Source organism: Stenotrophomonas sp. PI_27, from assembly GCF_027854495.1.
Classification (GTDB): domain Bacteria; phylum Pseudomonadota; class Gammaproteobacteria; order Xanthomonadales; family Xanthomonadaceae; genus Stenotrophomonas; species Stenotrophomonas pavanii.
Genome location: NZ_JAJNOF010000017.1, coordinates 23,848 through 40,966 on the forward strand (window position 1 = coordinate 23,848; position 17,119 = coordinate 40,966).

Annotated in this window: 15 protein-coding genes and 1 pseudogene; 15 read left to right on the forward strand and 1 reads right to left on the reverse strand. The window is 60.9% G+C overall.

Translation table 11 applies throughout. The annotated features are described in order from the left end of the window. Positions 1-102: 102 nt before the first annotated feature. Positions 103-522, reverse strand: coding sequence for an HD domain-containing protein (locus tag LRM18_RS17970; protein ID WP_057494668.1), 420 nt, complete (start codon positions 520-522; stop codon positions 103-105). A 129-nt stretch (positions 523-651) separates the two neighbouring features. Here LRM18_RS17970 and LRM18_RS17975 point away from each other — a divergent pair, with 129 nt between their 5' ends. From LRM18_RS17975 to LRM18_RS18045, 15 genes and pseudogenes are all read left to right on the forward strand, one after another. Continuing rightward, complete coding sequence (locus LRM18_RS17975) at positions 652-909, forward strand: hypothetical protein (protein WP_005417248.1); 258 nt, start codon at positions 652-654, stop codon at positions 907-909. Between the two features lie 34 nt (positions 910-943). Continuing rightward, positions 944-2,623, forward strand: a complete 1,680-nt coding sequence (locus LRM18_RS17980) for a type IV secretory system conjugative DNA transfer family protein (protein ID WP_053462705.1) — start codon at positions 944-946, stop codon at positions 2,621-2,623. A gap of 424 nt (positions 2,624-3,047) precedes the next feature. Next, positions 3,048-3,494, forward strand: a complete 447-nt coding sequence (locus tag LRM18_RS17985) for a hypothetical protein (RefSeq protein WP_012480646.1) — start codon at positions 3,048-3,050, stop codon at positions 3,492-3,494. Positions 3,495-3,583: 89 nt separating this feature from the next. Continuing rightward, a complete protein-coding gene (locus LRM18_RS17990) occupies positions 3,584-4,639 on the forward strand; it encodes a type IV secretion system protein (protein WP_074725402.1) in 1,056 nt (351 codons plus the stop codon). Beyond that, positions 4,636-5,415: a TrbG/VirB9 family P-type conjugative transfer protein gene (locus tag LRM18_RS17995; RefSeq protein ID WP_014037652.1), complete on the forward strand. Its 780-nt coding sequence runs from the start codon at positions 4,636-4,638 to the stop codon at positions 5,413-5,415. The genes LRM18_RS17990 and LRM18_RS17995 overlap by 4 nt, the downstream gene beginning before the upstream one ends. Beyond that, positions 5,412-6,665, forward strand: a complete 1,254-nt coding sequence (locus LRM18_RS18000) for a TrbI/VirB10 family protein (RefSeq protein WP_270955187.1) — start codon at positions 5,412-5,414, stop codon at positions 6,663-6,665. The genes LRM18_RS17995 and LRM18_RS18000 overlap by 4 nt, the downstream gene beginning before the upstream one ends. Positions 6,666-6,679: 14 nt before the next feature. Continuing rightward, positions 6,680-7,723, forward strand: a complete 1,044-nt coding sequence (gene virB11 / locus LRM18_RS18005) for a P-type DNA transfer ATPase VirB11 (protein WP_049471359.1) — start codon at positions 6,680-6,682, stop codon at positions 7,721-7,723. A gap of 15 nt (positions 7,724-7,738) precedes the next feature. Beyond that, a pseudogene (locus LRM18_RS20355) lies at positions 7,739-8,266 on the forward strand (lytic transglycosylase domain-containing protein); the annotation flags it as partial. Between the two features lie 517 nt (positions 8,267-8,783). Further along, positions 8,784-9,194, forward strand: coding sequence for a TrbC/VirB2 family protein (locus LRM18_RS18015; protein WP_019660290.1), 411 nt, complete (start codon positions 8,784-8,786; stop codon positions 9,192-9,194). Continuing rightward, positions 9,187-9,495, forward strand: coding sequence for a VirB3 family type IV secretion system protein (locus LRM18_RS18020; protein WP_019660289.1), 309 nt, complete (start codon positions 9,187-9,189; stop codon positions 9,493-9,495). The genes LRM18_RS18015 and LRM18_RS18020 overlap by 8 nt, the downstream gene beginning before the upstream one ends. A gap of 81 nt (positions 9,496-9,576) precedes the next feature. Next, positions 9,577-12,021: a VirB4 family type IV secretion/conjugal transfer ATPase gene (locus LRM18_RS18025; RefSeq protein WP_270955188.1), complete on the forward strand. Its 2,445-nt coding sequence runs from the start codon at positions 9,577-9,579 to the stop codon at positions 12,019-12,021. Further along, positions 12,018-12,863 (forward strand): hypothetical protein, encoded by an 846-nt coding sequence (locus LRM18_RS18030; protein ID WP_270955189.1) that lies wholly within the window; start codon positions 12,018-12,020, stop codon positions 12,861-12,863. Before LRM18_RS18025 ends, LRM18_RS18030 begins: the two co-directional genes overlap by 4 nt. 95 nt (positions 12,864-12,958) lie before the next feature. Further along, complete coding sequence (locus LRM18_RS18035; protein ID WP_270955217.1) at positions 12,959-14,056, forward strand: type IV secretion system protein; 1,098 nt, start codon at positions 12,959-12,961, stop codon at positions 14,054-14,056. 1,468 nt (positions 14,057-15,524) lie between these two features. Beyond that, positions 15,525-15,953 carry a DUF4189 domain-containing protein gene (locus tag LRM18_RS18040; protein WP_180995861.1) on the forward strand — a complete coding sequence of 143 codons (429 nt, stop codon included), beginning with the start codon at positions 15,525-15,527 and terminating at the stop codon, positions 15,951-15,953. A gap of 591 nt (positions 15,954-16,544) precedes the next feature. Next, positions 16,545-17,081 (forward strand): hypothetical protein, encoded by a 537-nt coding sequence (locus tag LRM18_RS18045; protein WP_069118276.1) that lies wholly within the window; start codon positions 16,545-16,547, stop codon positions 17,079-17,081. Positions 17,082-17,119: the final 38 nt, after the last annotated feature.

Sequence of the window (17,119 nt, forward strand, 5' to 3'; positions counted from 1 at the left end):
CCCTCCATTGTACTGCTGCACCGCAACAAGGGCAGCCACACTCAGGGTAAATCAGCGTTTGATCGGTGACACGCCGGCCCTCCGCAGCACCGCCCGGCCCGCTCAGATGCCCAGCGCTGCCCGGGCGTGCGCGTACTTGCCGTGCAGGCGCGCGGCCGTCGCCGCGTCGAGCATGGCCAGCCGCTGCGGATCGGCGTTGTCCTCCAGATCGGCCTGCTTCACCTTCAGTGCCAGCGGGTGGGCGGCAATGCGCGCGTAGTAGCTGTCCGCGTCGGGGGCCGCGTCACGGTTGAGCAGGTGCACCGCCTCCCGCAGCGGGGCGGGAAAGACCTCGATCCGCGCGGCAAACGCCGGGCAGTCTTCGGCCACGTCATGCAGCCAGGCCACCACTTCGGCGTCATCGTCGCCGCGCACCGCAGCTGCCACCCGCGCCACGTGGCCGATGTAAGGCTGGCCGGCTTTGTCCACCTGGTCCGCGTGGGCCTCGGTGGCCAGCGTGCGTGCAAGTGCTACCCAGTCCATTGCGGTCTCCTTGGATATCCGCGGACAGTTTCGCGCAAAACCGTAGCGCTTGTGCATACGCCGATGACACTGCGACGGGCATGATGGTGGGGCAGGGGGGACAGTGCTGCCCCGACAAGGAGGAATGCGATGCAGGAATTCAGGCATGTGCTGGAAACCCGTGGCCGCTATCAGCTGGTGGCGGTGTCCTACGAGCCGGTGTACGCTCCGGGCGATGTGGTCGGCCATGCGGTCGTCGCCGACGATGGGGATCGTCTGACCGACCTGATATCACTGGCCGAAGCGCGCCAACGCTTGCTGCAACTGGTGCGTGAAGAGGGCGAGGAGCCCGGGCTGGAAAACGAGAACCACCTGCGGAAGAAGGCGTCGCGCTGGCGCCACCGCTAGCCGTCGCGCCGCGTGCGCATCATGGAGGATTCGGGTGTTGCCCAGTAAGAAGTATCTGCTCATCGCCATCATCACGCTGGCGACCCTGCTGCTTGGTTTCGTGTTTTCCGGCTACTTGACCTTGCTGTTCCTCGGGCTGGACACCCAGCTGTTCACCTGGAACACCTACTACCAGTACGTCCACGCCATCGGCCAACCGCAGGTCGCGCCTTTCGTGGGCAAGATCAAATGGGCCGGCTACGTGGGCTTCGGCCTGCCGCTGCTGGTGCTGCTGGTGGCCGGCCTGGTGCTGCTGCTGAAGAAGGACAAGCGCTCGCTGCACGGCGACGCGCGCTTCGCCACCGGCGCCGACCTGGCCAAGCACGGCATGTTCAAGAAGACCGGCCAGAGCATCGTGGTCGGCAGCCATGGCGGCAAGCTGGTGCGCCTGGACGGCCAGCAGTTCGTGATCCTGGCCGCGCCGACCCGCTCGGGCAAGGGCGTAGGCGTGGTCATCCCGAACCTGCTGGAGTACGGCGAATCGCTGGTGGTGCTGGACATCAAGCAGGAGAACTTCGACCTGACCAGCGGCTGGCGCGCCAGCCAGGGCCAGGAGATCTACCTGTTCAATCCCTTTGCCGAGGACCGGCGCACGCACCGCTGGAACCCGCTCAGCTACGTCTCCGACGATCCGGCCTTCCGGGTGTCGGACCTGATGAGCATCGCCGCGATGCTGTATCCGGACGGGGCCGAGGACCAGAAGTTCTGGGTCAGCCAGGCACGCAACGCCTTCATGGCCTTTACCCTGTACCTGTTCGAGAACTGGGACGACGAACGCAGCAGCGGTTTCCCGGGCGGCGCCGGCACGCCCACGCTCGGCGCGGTGTACCGGTTGTCCTCGGGTGATGGCACCGACCTGAAGAAGTACCTCAAGACCCTGTCGGAGCGGCCGTTCCTCAGTGCCAACGCACGGTCGGCGTTCGCCAACATGCTGTCGCAGGCCGATGAGACCTTCGCCTCGATCCTGGGCACCTTCAAGGAGCCGCTCAATCCCTGGATCAACCCGGTGCTGGACAAGGCCACCAGCAGCAATGACTTCCTGCTGACCGACGTCCGCAAGAAGAAGATGACCATCTACATCGGCATCCAGCCGAACAAGCTGGCCGAGAGCCGGCTGATCATCAACCTGTTCTTCAGCCAGCTGATCAACCTCAACACCAAGGAGCTGCCCAAGTCCAACCCGGACCTGAAGTACCAGTGCCTGCTGTTGATGGACGAGTTCACCTCGATCGGCAAGGTCGAGATCATCGCCTCGGCGGTGTCCTACATGGCCGGCTACAACATCCGCCTGTTGCCGATCATCCAGAGCATGTCCCAGCTCGATGCCACCTATGGGCGGGAGGTCTCGCGCACGATCATCACCAACCACGCCCTGCAGATCCTGTACGCGCCGCGTGAACAGCAGGATGCCAACGACTACTCGGACATGCTGGGCTACACCACGGTGCGCAAGAAGAACGTTACCCATGCCCGCGAGAAGACCCACAACTTCACCGAGGAGCGGCGCGCGCTGATGCTGCCGCAGGAGCTGAAGGCGATGGGGCCGGACATGGAAGTGTTCCTGTACGAAGGCATTCCACATCCGGTGAAATGCGACAAGATTCGCTACTACAAGGATCGCTACTTCACCGCCCGGTTGCTACCAAAGGTGGATGTTCCGATGCTGAACGTCTAATTCACGACGCTTAATTTGTGAACTTGATTCGCAGTTAGGAAGGTGAATTCGTGATTTCGGTCAAGAATTTGGCATTTGTTCATGGATTTTCAGACTTGTCTGACATGGAATTGACGCGTGGTTGTGCGACCCTGTGCATGTCGTTCAGAAATGTGTGATGGATGGCAGATGTTGTAGAGCAGGGTGGCCAGGAGTTTGTGCCATGAAACAAGGATGGTTTCGACGTTGGTGAGGTATGCGGGTGTGTCGTCGGCAGTGTCTGGCGGCCCCGCGACTTGGTTGGCAGCCGTTGGCTGCAGGGGAGCCGGAGCAGGTGTGCTGCCAGTCAGTGCGTCGCTCCGATTCCGGCGTGCGCGACGCAGCGCCGGACGACCAGGGGACCAATGCTCGGGACTGCTTTTTCGTACGTCAAAGTGAAGCCCGTATGAATCAGGCGTTTATCGCGAAAATGTCCATCGCCGCAGTGGCGGCGTTGATGGTGGCCGGTTGCGCCACCAAGTCCGCTCCCGATTTCGGAGGCCGCTGGAAGCCGGTGAACCGCTTTGCTGCGGCAACCACCGAGATCCCGCTGTACTCCAGTTACGTCTACCAGGCCTCGCCGATGGATGGCACGCTCAAAGCCATGCTCGAGCGCTGGGCCAAGGATTCCGGACGCACGCTGGATTACCGCCTGAGCTCGGACTTCACCCTGTACGGCGCGGTCTCCAACATCGACACCACCAACGCTCAGCAGGCCGTGATCGATCTGACGGCGGCCTACGCAGCGCAGGGCATCTCCGTCTCCATCGTTGGCAACCAGATCGTTGTGCAGAGCGCTGGCTCGACGCCGACCGCGTCGGCACAGGGCGCTGATTCCAACAGCGGCACCTGAGTCCACCTCGAAATCATCGAACGTGCCGCTCCCCGCGCCTGTCGCAGGGGTGCCACGCCCATTGATGTTTCAGCAGTACGGAAGAATCCATGTTCCGCAAGAAGGATCCCGGCAATAGTCCCAAGGTCGAGCAGTCGGTCGCCAAGGCGGTCAGCTACGAGATCACCGTGGCCGACATGGCACGCCGCAGCGAGCGGCGCGCATGGTGGGTCGCCACAGGCTCGTTGCTGATGTCGCTCGCACTGGCGGGCGGCTACTACTACATGCTGCCGCTGAAGGAGAAGGTGCCGTTCCTGGTGATGGCCGATGCCTACACGGGTACGGCGACCGTCGCGCGGTTGAGTGGCACCTTCCAGGGCGAGACGATCACCACCAACGAAGCGATCAATCGCAGCAACGTCGCCCAGTACGTGCTCGCCCGCGAATCGTATGACTCGGCGGTGATGGGCCTGCGTGACTGGGAGCTGGTGTTCGTGATGTCCACCGATCCGGTGGCGCAGTCCATGCGTGTCCGCTATGCCGGCAACAATCCGCAGAACCCGTTCGTGATGTACGGTCGCGAGCGCGCCATCCGGGTCAAGATCCTCAGCATCACGCCACTGGGTGCCGAGCCGAACGGCAGCTTCCGCGGCGCTTCGGTGCGCATCCAGCGCAGCCTGCTGGACAAGCGCACCGGCGTCTCTACCTACCTGGACAACCAGCTGGTGACGATGCGCTTCGAGTACAACCAGAACCTGGCGTTGTCCGAACAGGATCGCATCCTCAATCCGCTGGCCTTCCAGGTCACCGAGTACCGCGTCGACAACGACTATTCGCGTGGCGTGCCGGTGCCGGATGACGGCGCCATGCAGGCGCAGGCGCAACAGGCCGCACAGGCGGCGCAGCAGGCACAGGGTGTCTACGATCCCAACAATCCGGCCGCAGCCACCATGATCGACCCGGCCACCGGCCAGCCGGTCGCGGTGCCAGCCAACGGCCAGGTACCGGGCCAGGCAGTGCCGGGACAGCCTGTACAGGGCCAACCGATGCCGGGTCAGCCGGTGCAGGGGCAAGCAATGCCGGGGCAGGCCATGCCCGGACAGCCGGCCATGAGGCCGGCGCAGAACAATTCCACCGGAACTGCTGATGGAGCAAGCAACCGATGAGTAGTCGAAATATCAGGGGAAGCGCGCTGGCGCTGCTGTCGATGTTGTCGTTGCTGTTCTCAGCAGCGGCGATGGCGCAGGCGGTTGACCACTACGAGTACGAGAAGGACCGTATCTATCCGGTTCGCACCGGCCTGGGCCTCACCACCCAGATCGAGTTGAGCCCGAACGAGAAGATCCTCGACTACAGCACCGGCTTCAGCAGCGGCTGGGAACTGACCCGTCGCGAGAACGTGTTCTACCTCAAGCCGAAGAACGTCGACGTCGACACCAACATGATGGTGCGCACCGAGACCCATTCCTACATCTTCGAACTGAAGGTGGTGGCCACCGATTGGCGCCAGCTGGAGCAGGCCCGTCGTGCAGGCGTGCAGTACAAGATCGCCTTCGTCTATCCCAACGACACCGTGTTCGGTGTCGCCCAGGAAGCGGTGGAGGAAGAGGCCAAACCGCTGTTGAGCTCGGAACTGGCCAAGGACCGCCAGTACAACTTCAACTACTCCTATTCGACCAGCAAGGCGAAGAAGATGGGGTGGCTGATCCCGGTCAACGCCTATGACGATGGCCGTTTCACCTACCTGAAACTGCCGAACTCGCCGGAGTACAAGACCGGCATCTTCCCGGCCGTGTTTGGTCGCGAAACGGAATACGGTGAAGACTTTGTGGTCAACACCACGGTTGAAGGCAATACGCTGATCGTGCACGGGACGCACCCGTACCTGGTCATCCGCCACGGCGACTTCGTCGTCGGCCTGCGAAGGAACGTGAAGAAATGAGCCAGCAGAACACTCCCGGAAACGACCCGAACAACGGACGCGACGAGAGCCAGAGCCCGTATGGCGCACAGGGTGCCGCGGACGCGCCGTCGAATCCCTACTTCGGCACGGCCCAGGCCGAGCCGGCGCCGGATCTGGACGCGGCCGCGCCGCAGCTGCGCTCGGCCGAAGAGCAGCGGCTGAACCGAAAGGCGCTGCTGTTCCTCGGTGGCATCGTGCTGCTGTTGGTGGTCATGGGCTTCCTGCTGTTCCGCAAGGGCCAGGATGACAAGGATGCTGCACAGAAGGTGCCGGATGTCGCACGTACCAGCACGCCGGCGTTGCCGGACGTTGCTCCTCCGCCCCAAGCGCCGCCGGCTGCCGCCGAACCGATTCCCATGCTCCCGCCGATGCCGCAGGATGATGGCCCGAAACTGGTGCCTGTCGCTTCCCGTCCGGAAGTAGCGGAGCCTCGTGGGCCGACGCTGCTTGAACGCCGCATGGCAGGTGTGGATGACGCTGCGCTTGCGGCAGGGAACCGCGCACAGCCTCAGCGCAGTGCAATTGACGAGCAGACCCGTCAAGCCCTGCTTGCGAACATGATGCCGAACCAGCAGGGTCAGCAGAAGATTCGCCGGGGCCCGGACGTTGAAGATGTGTCGAGTGCTACCTACATCCAAAGCCCCGATGCGCTGCTGGTGCGCGGCACCTACCTGCGCTGCGTGCTGGAAACCCGCATCATCACCGACCTCGCCGGCTACACCTCGTGCCTGCTGACCGAGCCGGTGTACTCGATCAATGGCCGCAGCCTGCTGCTTCCGAAGGGCTCCAAGATCTACGGTGCCTATGGCGGTGGACCTACTGGCAAGCGTGTGGAAGTGATCTGGGATCGCATCACCACTCCGAATGGCATCGACGTTGCGATGTCCAGCCCAGGCGTGGATCAGCTGGGTGGCGCCGGTCATCCGGGCCAATACAGCGCACACTGGGGCAGCCGTATCGCCTCGGCGCTGATGATCAGCCTGATTTCCGATGCATTCAAGTACGCTGCCGCAGAGCACGGCCCGGAGACCACCACCATCGCCAACAATGGCATGACGGTGCAGTCGCCCTATGAAAGCGCCACCGCCCGCACGATGGAGCGCTTGGCCAACGAGGCGCTCAGCAGCACCCGTCGTCCGCCGACCGTCACCATCAACCAGGGCACGATCGTGAATGTCTACGTTGCAAAGGACGTTGACTTCACCAATGTGCTGAATCCCCGCCGGTAACCCAACGAACGATCATGGACGCCGAAGTGTCACCCCTCGCCCTCGTCTCCAGCGATTTCCTGCGCTATCAGTACGAAGTGCTGGGCATCGCCGAGTACATGACGTCTCCGGAAGTGACGGAAATCTGCATCAACCGTCCCGGCGAGCTGTACCTGGAAACCCGGGCGGGGTGGCAGCGGGTGGACGTGCCGAGCCTGACGTTCGAGCGGGCCCGGCAGTTCTGCACGGCAGTGGTGAACGAGAGCAACACCGGCCAGCGCATCACCGATGCCGATCCGGTGGTGTCGCTCACGTTCCCCACCGGCCAGCGTGCGCAGTTCGTGATTCCGCCGGCCTGTGACGCGGGGAAGGTGTCGATCACCATCCGTTTGCCGTCCAAGCACACCAAGTCGCTCAGCCAGTATCACGAAGATGGTTTCTTCAACCAGATCCTGGAAAGCGATGGCAGCATCAGCGAGCAGGATCGTGAGCTGCTGGAGCTGCGCCATTCGCGCGAATACGCCGAGTTCTTCCGGCGTGCGGTGATGTACCGCAAGAACATCGTGGTATCCGGTGCGACCGGTAGCGGCAAGACCACCTTCATGAAAGCGTTGGTCAATCATATCCCGGACAACGAGCGCCTGGTCACGATCGAGGACGCGCGCGAACTGTTTCTGACCCAACCCAATGTCGTGCACCTGCTGTATTCCAAGGGTGGACAAAGCACCAGCAATGTCAGCGCCAAGAGCTGTATGGAAGCCTGCCTGCGCATGAAGCCCGAACGCATCATCCTCGCCGAGCTGCGCGGTGACGAGGCGTTCTACTTCATCCGCAACTGCGCGTCCGGCCACCCAGGGTCGATCACCAGCTGCCACGCCGGTAGTCCGGAACAGACCTGGGACCAGCTGGCACTGATGGTGAAGGCTTCGGCCGAGGGTTCGGGCCTGGAGTTCAACGTGATCAAGCGGCTGTTGATGATGACCATCGACATCGTCGTGCATATCAAGGCGCATGCCGGTTCGCGCTACATCACCGGCATCGACTTCAATCCTGGGCGTGCCCAGGGGCAGGAGGGCTGAAGGATGCTGCCAGGACTGGAAATGATGGCGTGCCCGGAGATGGCCGTATCGATGGAGGTGATGCAGCACGTCATCAACGTCGAGTCATCGCGCAATCCCTACGCCATCGGTGTGGTCGGCGGTGCACTGGTGCGCCAGCCCAAGGCGCTGGACGAAGCGCTGGCGACGGTACGGATGCTGGAAGAGAAGGGCTACAACTTCTCGATCGGGCTGGCCCAGGTCAATCGCTACAACCTGGGCAAATACGGGCTGGATTCCTACGAGAAGGCCTTCCAGCAGTGCCCGAACCTGCAGGCCGGTTCGCGCATCCTCGCCGAGTGCTACAAGCGCTCTGGCGGTGACTGGGGCAAGTCTTTCAGTTGCTACTACTCGGGCAACTTCGAGACCGGCTTCCGTCATGGCTACGTGCAGAAGATCTACGACTCGATCCGCCGCGGCCAGCAGGTCGCCAGCAATGGTGTCGCACCGATCGACGTGGTCAGTCGCGGCGAGCGCCGTACAGTGAAGGTCGAGCACCATCCGCAGCTCGCTTCGCCGGCGCAGGCGCGCATCGTTGCGCAGTCCAATGGCCCGGTCTACGTGCCGTCGGAAGATCCCGCACGGGCCTATGTCGTGTACCCGTCCACCGGTGCGATGGCGCGGGGCAGTCTGCTGAATCTCGCCGACCAGGCGCTGTCCAAGGTGGTGCTGGGTTCAGTGGACAGGATGATGCAGCCCCAGGCGCAGCCCAGCCAAGGGCCCGCCTATCCCCAGCAACAGGCCGGTGGCATGCCGCAGCAGCCGCCTCAGCAGGGTGCTGCGCAGGCGATGGCCATGCCGCAGCAGTTGCCGGGCGCTGCCGGTGCCAGCAATGACGGGCCCGTGATGCTGCGGCCCTGGAGCGAGCGCAACCAGCCTGTGGCGGGTGCCGACAATTCGTACAACGCGCCGGTGCAGGCCGCACCGGTGCAGCAGATTCCCGCAGGGGATGCGGCCTTCGTGTTCTGACGAAGTCGTGGTGCGGCCAGTCCCCCGGCTGGCCGATTCAGTTGTGTTAGTCCATCAACAAGGAAATCAATCCATGAAGCGATCCAATCTCGACCTCGTCCAGGCCCAGCGCACGCTGAAGACCCTGCTGATGGCCACGATCTTCGTCGGCGCCATGTTCGCCCCGCAGGTCTTCGCCAACGGTGCCGTCGACTTCGGCGGCACCGACAAGAAGGTGTGCGGCTTCTTCAACAACATCAACGGCCTGCTGAACATCGCCTCGATCGCCGTGGTCACCATCGCGGTGATCTTCGCCGGTTATCAGATCGCCTTCGCGCACAAGCGCATCGCCGACGTTGCACCGATCCTGATCGGCGGCGTGCTGATCGGCGCTGCGGGCCAGATCGCGCGCATGCTGCTGGGTGACGGCAGCGACGGCAAGTGCGGTGGCGGCAGCAGCACCTACTACCTGATCAACAACGCGATCCAGTACTACAGTGCATAAGAACGTCGTGTTCCGCGGCTGCACGCGCCCAGCAATGTTCCTGGGCGTGCCCTATCTGCCATTTTTCATGGTGGCAGGCGGGTTGCTGCTGCTCAGCATGTACACGAACTTCTGGTTCCTGCTCACCATTCCGGTGGCGGTCTTCATCATGCGGCAGATGGCCAAGCGTGACGAAATGATCTTCCGCCTGTTGGGCCTGCGCCTGATGTTCAAGCTGAAAGTCCGCAACGTGCAGGAACACGATGGCATGTGGGTATTCAACCCCAACCATTACCGCGACAAGCCGGCCCGAATGGATTGAGGTCCGGATCCGGTCTGGCGGGCGTCCGCGCCCGCCGGGTCTTTTGTAACTCCTTGGCACTACCTCTTTGGAAGCAGTCGTATGTTCAGCCCTGACACCTCCATCAGTGAGTTCATCCCGTTGTCGTCGCATGTCTCCCCGAACGTGGTCAAGACCACGGGCGGCGACTACCTGCTGACCTGGCATCTGGAAGGGCTGCCGTTCGTCGGCCGCGAGGAGTGGGAGCTGGAGCATCGCCACAACACGTTCAACCGCCTGCTGCAGACGCTGCGCGCACCCGATTTCGTGAACGTGGCGTTCTGGGTGCATGACATCCGTCGTCGCCGCACCCTGAAGGGCAAGAGCAACTACAAGCAGCGCTTCAACCAGGATGTGTCCGATCAGTACATGGGCATGTTGTCCTCACAGCGCATCATGCAGAACGAGCTGTACCTGACCATGATCTACCGCCCCGTGGTGGCGGGTAAGCGCTTCGTCGAGAAGTCGGCGAACGTGGACAAGCTGCGCGCCGAGGAGGAGCAGGCAGTAGAAAAGTTGATGGAGCTGGCCGGCAACGTCGAGGCCGTCATCCGCGACTATGCGCCGTACCGCCTCGGAATGTACGAGGCAAAGAACGGTGTGGTGTTCTCTGAAACGCTGGAGCTGTTCGGCTACCTGATCAATCGCATTGACGAGCCGGTCCCGGTGCTGTCGGCACCCATCAAGGACTACCTGCCGGTCAGCCGGCACATGTTCTCGTCCAAGACCGGTGACTTCGTCATCAATACCCCTAATGGTGCCAACCACTTCGGCGCCATCCTGAACATCAAGGAGTATGCCGAGGGGACTTACCCGGGCATCCTCAATGGCCTGAAGTACCTGGACTACGAGTACGTCATCACCCATTCGTTCAGCCCGATGGGGCGTCAGGACGCGCTCAAGGTGCTCGACCGCACCAAGGGCATGATGATCTCCTCCGGTGACAAGGCAGTCAGCCAGATCGTCGAGCTGGACCAGGCGATGGACCAGCTGTCGTCGGGCAATTTTGTGCTGGGCGAGTACCACTTCATCATGACGGTCTACGGCGACAGCCAGGCCAAGCTGTCGCAGAACGTGGCCACGACGCGCGCCGAGCTGTCCAATGCCGGTTTTGTGTCGACCAAGGAAGATCTGGCGGTTACCTCGTCTTTCTACTCGCAGCTGCCGGCCAACTGGCGCTACCGCACCCGCCTGGCCAATGTCAGCTCGCTGAACTTCCTGGGCCTGTCGCCGCTGCACAACTTCGCGACCGGCAAGCAGCACAACAACCCGTGGGGCGACTGCGTCACCACGCTGCAGACCACCAACGGCCAGCCGTACTACTTCAATTTCCACGCGACCCATCCGTCGGAGAATTCGCTGGGCGAGAAGGCGATCGCCAATACCATGGTGATCGGCAAGTCTGGTACCGGTAAGACTGCGCTGATCAACTTCCTGCTCAGCCAGGTTCAGAAGTACGAGCCGTCACCGACCATCTTCTTCTTCGACAAGGACCGTGGCGCTGAGATTTTCGTCCGCGCCTGCGGTGGTAACTATCTGGCCCTGGAGAACGGCGCGCCGACCGGGTTCAACCCGTTCCAATGCGAGAACAATGAAGCCAACGTGCAGTTTCTGGCCGACCTGATCAAGGTGCTGGCCGGCAAGCGTGAATACAGTGCGCGCGAGGAGGAGGACATCTACCGCGCAGTGGAAAGCATGCTTGATACGCCGATGCACCTGCGCAGCATGACCAACTTCCAGAAGAGCCTGCCCAACATGGGCGACGATGGGCTCTACGCGCGCATGCGCCGCTGGACCTCGGGCAACTCGCTGGGCTGGGTCTTCGACAATCCGGTCGACACCGTTGATCTGAGCAAGGCCAACATCATCGGATTCGACTACACCGACATCATCGACAATCCCGAAGTGCGCGTGCCGGTCATCAATTACCTGCTGCACCGCCTGGAGTCGTTGATCGATGGTCGTCCGCTGATCTACGTGATGGACGAATTCTGGAAGATCCTGGACGGCGAGGGTGGCCTGAAGGAATTCGCGAAGAACAAGCAGAAGACCATCCGTAAGCAGAATGGTCTCGGCATCTTCGCAACGCAGAGCCCGGAGGACGCGCTGAAGAGTGATATCTCCGCCGCGCTGATCGAACAGACCGCCACGCTGATCCTGCTGCCGAACCCGAATGCCAGCAAGAGCGACTACATGGATGGCCTGAAGCTGACCGAGGCCGAGTTCAGGGTGGTTACCGCCCTGGACGAGCGCTCGCGCTGCTTCCTGGTCAAGCAGGGCCATGCGTCCAGCGTCTGCCAGCTCAACCTGCGTGGGATGGACGACATCCTGTCGGTGATCTCGGCCTCGACCGACAACATCGACATCATGCATCGGGTGTTGCAGACCGCTGCAGTCCGCAATCGGATCACCGTGGACGAGCTCACGCCGGAACAGTGGTTGGAAGATTTCTACAAGAACCGGAAGGGTTCGGGGAAGTCAACGAACAACAGTGAGGTCGCGGCATGAGTGCTGCCGACGGTGTGAAAAGCGTGAATTCCTTGAATTTCATGGAGAAGAACATGGCCGCCATTCGTATCAGAAAATCATCAAGTGCCACCAATCGCGTCAGGAACACGATGCTGGCGCTGTCACTGGCCGGGATGATGGCTGTTCCTGTTCAGGCCTACACACTTCCTGTTGTCGAGATCGGTATGAATCTCTTCAACGGCACGATGACGGAGGTTCATACCCTTGCGTCGCAGGCAGAGGCATTCGCCGAGTATGGCCTCCAGTACCAACGCTTCTACGAGACCACTCAGAACTGGCTGCAGAAGCTTGCCAAATTCCAGCAGATCATTGCGTCTCCTAATATGCCCGGTGGCATCAAGCTGACGCCTGTTGAGGCGGATTGGAATGTGGCTGAGCGATGCGGTCTCGGGGTGGTCGGCGGCATCGGCGATCTGCTTTCGGCGATGAAGCTCAACCCCAAGGGGGACATCGCTGCGCAGCAGAAGCAGATATGTGCAGCGATCCAGATGATTGAAAACAAAAAGTACAATGAAACCATTGCTGTTGTTCAGGATACGCTGCCGCAAATGCGTTCCGTGCTCGACAAGATCAAGGACATCCGGAATCTGACATCCACTGAAGGTGGGATGACCGAGACAATGGCGAATACCCAGGTGTCCGATGCCTATATGAAGGCGGATTTTGCGGCCTGGGAAACCCAGATAAAGATGTATGACCGCCAGATCTCCGCGCTGCAGAGCCAGCAGCAGTTCCTGACGGAACGAGCACTTAAAGGTACCCGCTCTCCGCTTGGAACTGTGGTAAAGGCTGCGGCCCTCAAGGGTGCACTGTCGCTGTAATACCGAAATCGGCCTTCCGGGGTCGTATTCAATTATTGGGTGAAGTCATGAGTCTAGGGATGGTGGGCGGCATGTTTGGTTCAAGTGCGCTGGATATGCTGCAAAACCTGCACGTGACGTCGTCGGTTGGCGACTTCATGTTCTTTCGTCTGATCCTCGATTATCTCCACAAGGAGATTGCGGATTTCGGTATCGCATTGCTCGGGAGAATGATGAAGTGGGTTGGGGCCATCGCGCTGACGCTCATGACGCTTTGGGTTCTTATCCAGGGCTTCCGGATAGCGACGGGTCGCAGCCGGGACTCGATGATGATCCTTGTCACCAACATGGCGAGGGCAGCGTTGATCGTGTCGGTAGCTACTACCATGGCCATGTTCGGTCGCGACCTTCATACGTTCCTGAATAAGGATGTGAAGAACGAGATTACTCAGGTCATCACAGGCAAGAAGGACTCTCCGGAGGATCTCATCGATGAGAATCTTGGCTATATGCAGCTTGCCTTGGCTTCAGTGGACACGTTGGACGTGGTGGGTGATGTGACCTTGGACAACGCCAAGACGCGGGCCATGTGGTTCATCGGCATGGGAACCGGCGGACCTGCAGTGACAGCTGGCTCCATGTTGCTTCTCTATGAGGTTGCATTAGCCCTGTTCATTGGCCTTGGGCCATTGTTCATTCTTTGTCTGCTATTTGATCAGACCAAGCAACTTTTCCAGAAGTGGCTGATGTATGGCATAGGCACGATGTTTTCGATGGCGGTGTTGGCTGCAATGACTGCGATCGCGATGAAGATGGTTGCAAAGGTTGCGCTGGCCTTCTGGGGTTCGACCCTGCTCGGCAGCCTGATGGGTGAGAACTTCACCGAAGGCATGTCCAGCATGGCCTTGCAGCAGGGCGGCATGGGTCTGATTCTGACGACGTTGATTCTTACGTCGCCGCCTATGGCCGCCATGTTCTTCCAGGGTACCTTGGGTAGCTTCATGGCCTATTCGCAGATTGGTGGTAGCGCTGTGCCGACTTCGCCAGGTCCGAGCGGGCAGCCGCCTGGTGCGGCCGGTGGAGGGGCTCCGCGGCCTGAGAACAGACAGGTGAACTCTGAAGTTCCTGTTCACCAGGCTATGCCAAGGTTCAACAGCGGCGTTGACGCACCTACCCAGCCGGGTCAGCGCGGAAATGCTGGAGCGACAGCCTAGTTAAAAGAATCTGGAGTATGTAGATGCGCGCATTAAATGCTGTGATCCTTTTGGCTATAGCAGGTCTTTGGTCAAATAGTGCTCGGGCTGAAGGAAACTGTCCTGCGGGCTTCTACCCCATTGGCGGACAGGGGGTTCAGGGCTGTGCCCCAATTCCCGGCGCGTCTGCGGGTGCGTCCGTCGATGCGCCTGCAGCGCCCGCAGGCGACTGGATGACGCGATGGGGAGCGATTGCTGAATCCCATAGTTCTACGCTCGTTGGTACAAGCATGGGACAGTCCTCAAAGCTAGACGCGGAGCGGCAAGCGATTACGAGGTGCCAAGCGGAAGGGGCAAAGGATTGCCGTGTGTCCATTAGTTACTACAATCAGTGCGTGGCGTATGTCGTCCCGGCCTCTGGCCGGGGCAAAGGATCAATCACTTCTGCGGTGGATAAATCAACTGCCATAGCGCTGGCAAAAGAGAAGTGTACGGATGCACAGGGGGGCGCTTGTGCCGTGGCCTACTCGGAGTGCTCACTGCCTGAGTTCCAGAATTTCTGAGTTTGGTGGCGCGTGCTTTGCGATACGGGTGTGGCGAAGTCACCATGTTCCTGCCGGGTTTCGGTGTCTAACAGTGTAGTTCCCGCAGCGGGTTTGAAGGGTTCCCTAGGAGCGGCCCTTTTCGGCTTCTGGTGCTGATCCAGAACAGGCTGGTGACCCGCGACGCTTCCGCACTGACGCTGCGTTCGGGAACGTTCTCGTTGTCAACCAGTTGTCGCTATTGACTCTATGACGGACGACTAGAGTCAGCGCTTCGTCTTTATCTTGACAGGGCCTTCGTGCGCAAACTTGGCGCCGATGCCGGTGTGGAGTGAGGATGTCAGCAGCACTACGCAAGCCGGCGATCAGAAACTTGATGCCGGATGTACTGCTATTGGGGGCAGAACTCTGCGTTGGCACCCCAGCAGTCTGTCAAGTTCGGGAATTCCGGAATGAGGGGTTAGGACTAGGGTGATTGCTAGAGGCCGGCTGCTATGAGAAGAGAGTATCTACTGTTTGCCCTGCTTATTGCTCCGTCAATTGCATGGGCGGAGAGGCGACGCCCACCTGCACAGTAGCCAATTGGCGACCATCGTCATGGCTATGCGCCGATTTCTGGTGGGCAGAGGCAGGCAATGCTCAGTCGAGTGCTCCAGTGCCGGGCTGGGTATGGGAAACTCGTTGCGAGCGATTGCTCAGGGAGGTGCGGCTAGGCTTGGCGCTCCGGCCGCGATTGGCGTTTCGGAATCCAGAACCTCAAAAATGACAGGCAGCAGCCAAACTGTTCAACATCAGCTGGTCGCACTATCTTGGAAGGAGGGAGTGCGGCCCCGGTGGTGATGGAATGACCTCAGGAAAATACGGGAACGCGCCGCCGAAATGATTCCGATGAGGCTAGGCACACTTGTTTATTTTGAGGCTCTGCATGCGTAATTGGACACTCCTTTTTGGGGCTAATTGTCTTCCCCGCAGTAGCATTCGCTGAGGGGAGCTGCCCGCCTGGCTTCTACCCGATTGGAGGACAGGGTGTTCAAGGTTGTGCACCGATTCCTGGGGCTGCGGCGTCAATCCCTCCCTCACAAGCCCCAAGGCAGGCGCCTGAAGGTGAGTGGGAGAAGCGATGGGGAGCTATAGCCGAGGGCGCGGTTTCCTCACAGGGAGGGAGCAAGCCAACGGGCACAGCGGTTTCCCAGAGAACCGAAAGTCTGGCTCAGTCTGTCGCATTGGACGCATGCAGGAAAGCTGGAGGTGGCAGTTGTCGAATTACTATCTCGTACTACAACCAATGCGCGGATCCGGTCGGGGCGCTGAATCTTGGAGCGATCACTGTTTCGTGCAGAAACAGTGGATTTGGCCAAACGCAATGCGCTGTGTGAATGTCGCGGGGATCGCAATGAAGCTTGCGAAGTTGTGTACTCAGCCTGCAGCCTGCCGGAATTTCGTGCCTATTGATGCTTCGTAGCAGTCAGAGGTCATTTCGTCCTGTCTAGCAGGGCGCGCTTGAGTCCGATGTTTTCTCGTCCCTAGAGACCGCAGGACATATCTCGCGGCGGCTGAATTTCAGATCATGCTTCTGCTGTATGGCACGAGAGCATTCTCCCAGCTGCCATTTCTGCAGGACACCTGCGTTGACCCATTTGCTGAGTAGGCATCCATTCACGTTGACCGCACTCTTTCTGTGATCAAGTGCGCTTTTCATCCCAAGCCCCCTTCGACGAGCCCCGCCTCCTCGAAGTAAGCTGCGTGCGCGTCAAAATCCCGACGCGCCGGTGCCATCGAACGCAGGAGCTTTTCCGTCCATGAGGACTGTGTCCCCCCGCAGTGCGGGTGACGCTTGCCACCATCGCGGTTGCCGTGGGCTCGGGGCTATCATCCGCCATGGCGGCCGCCGGGCACGTGCGGGGCATCGCCCCGTTTCCGGCCTCCGCTCGGGAACTGGCAAGACGGGATTGAAGGAGTTGCAGGGGATGGAGAAGGGGAGTGGCACGCACATGGACAATGCCCTGGCGTTCGTTCCGTCCGGCGCGAACCTGCTGGAAGCTGTACGCGGCGATCTGACCGGCAATGGTTTCCAGGACCAGCTCCTGGTGATCGACCAACCTCCTCCGGAGGGCTTGTTGCCCGGCGAGCACGGACCGAACCGGGTCCTGCTGTTGCTGCTGGGCGATGCCACGGGCCGCTGGCAGCTGGCGGCACGCAACGACAAGCTGGTGCCGTGCTCAACGCGCGGTGGCATGGCCGGTGACCCCTTCGCCTACGTGACGATTGAAGACGGCGCGTTCAGCGTGATTACCAACGGCGGCAGCCGCGAACGCTGGAGCAGCGTCTACACCTTCCGGTATGCACCTGCCGAGCAGACGTGCTGGGTGCATGGCGTGCAGCGCAAGGTGGTGGACACCGAAACCGAAGCGACCCACACGCGCGATTTCTCCGCGGCCGAGCTTGGCCGGGTGCGGTTCGAGGATTTCGATCCGTCCGTCGTCGCCGACGTGAGCTTGCCCTGAGTGCCATGCCTGTGAGGAGGCGGGAGTATCCAACGATG

Excerpts from the sequence above, each read along its gene's own strand:
- LRM18_RS17970 (WP_057494668.1), bottom strand. The coding sequence starts at position 522 with ATGGACTGGGTAGCACTTGCACGCACGCTGGCCACCGAGGCCCACGCG.
- LRM18_RS17975 (WP_005417248.1), top strand. The coding sequence starts at position 652 with ATGCAGGAATTCAGGCATGTGCTGGAAACCCGTGGCCGCTATCAGCTG.
- LRM18_RS17985 (WP_012480646.1), top strand. The coding sequence starts at position 3,048 with ATGAATCAGGCGTTTATCGCGAAAATGTCCATCGCCGCAGTGGCGGCG.
- LRM18_RS17990 (WP_074725402.1), top strand. The coding sequence starts at position 3,584 with ATGTTCCGCAAGAAGGATCCCGGCAATAGTCCCAAGGTCGAGCAGTCG.
- LRM18_RS17995 (WP_014037652.1), top strand. The coding sequence starts at position 4,636 with ATGAGTAGTCGAAATATCAGGGGAAGCGCGCTGGCGCTGCTGTCGATG.
- LRM18_RS18000 (WP_270955187.1), top strand. The coding sequence starts at position 5,412 with ATGAGCCAGCAGAACACTCCCGGAAACGACCCGAACAACGGACGCGAC.
- virB11 (WP_049471359.1), top strand. The coding sequence starts at position 6,680 with ATGGACGCCGAAGTGTCACCCCTCGCCCTCGTCTCCAGCGATTTCCTG.
- LRM18_RS18015 (WP_019660290.1), top strand. The coding sequence starts at position 8,784 with ATGAAGCGATCCAATCTCGACCTCGTCCAGGCCCAGCGCACGCTGAAG.
- LRM18_RS18025 (WP_270955188.1), top strand. The coding sequence starts at position 9,577 with ATGTTCAGCCCTGACACCTCCATCAGTGAGTTCATCCCGTTGTCGTCG.
- LRM18_RS18030 (WP_270955189.1), top strand. The coding sequence starts at position 12,018 with ATGAGTGCTGCCGACGGTGTGAAAAGCGTGAATTCCTTGAATTTCATG.
- LRM18_RS18035 (WP_270955217.1), top strand. The coding sequence starts at position 12,959 with ATGCTGCAAAACCTGCACGTGACGTCGTCGGTTGGCGACTTCATGTTC.
- LRM18_RS18045 (WP_069118276.1), top strand. The coding sequence starts at position 16,545 with ATGGAGAAGGGGAGTGGCACGCACATGGACAATGCCCTGGCGTTCGTT.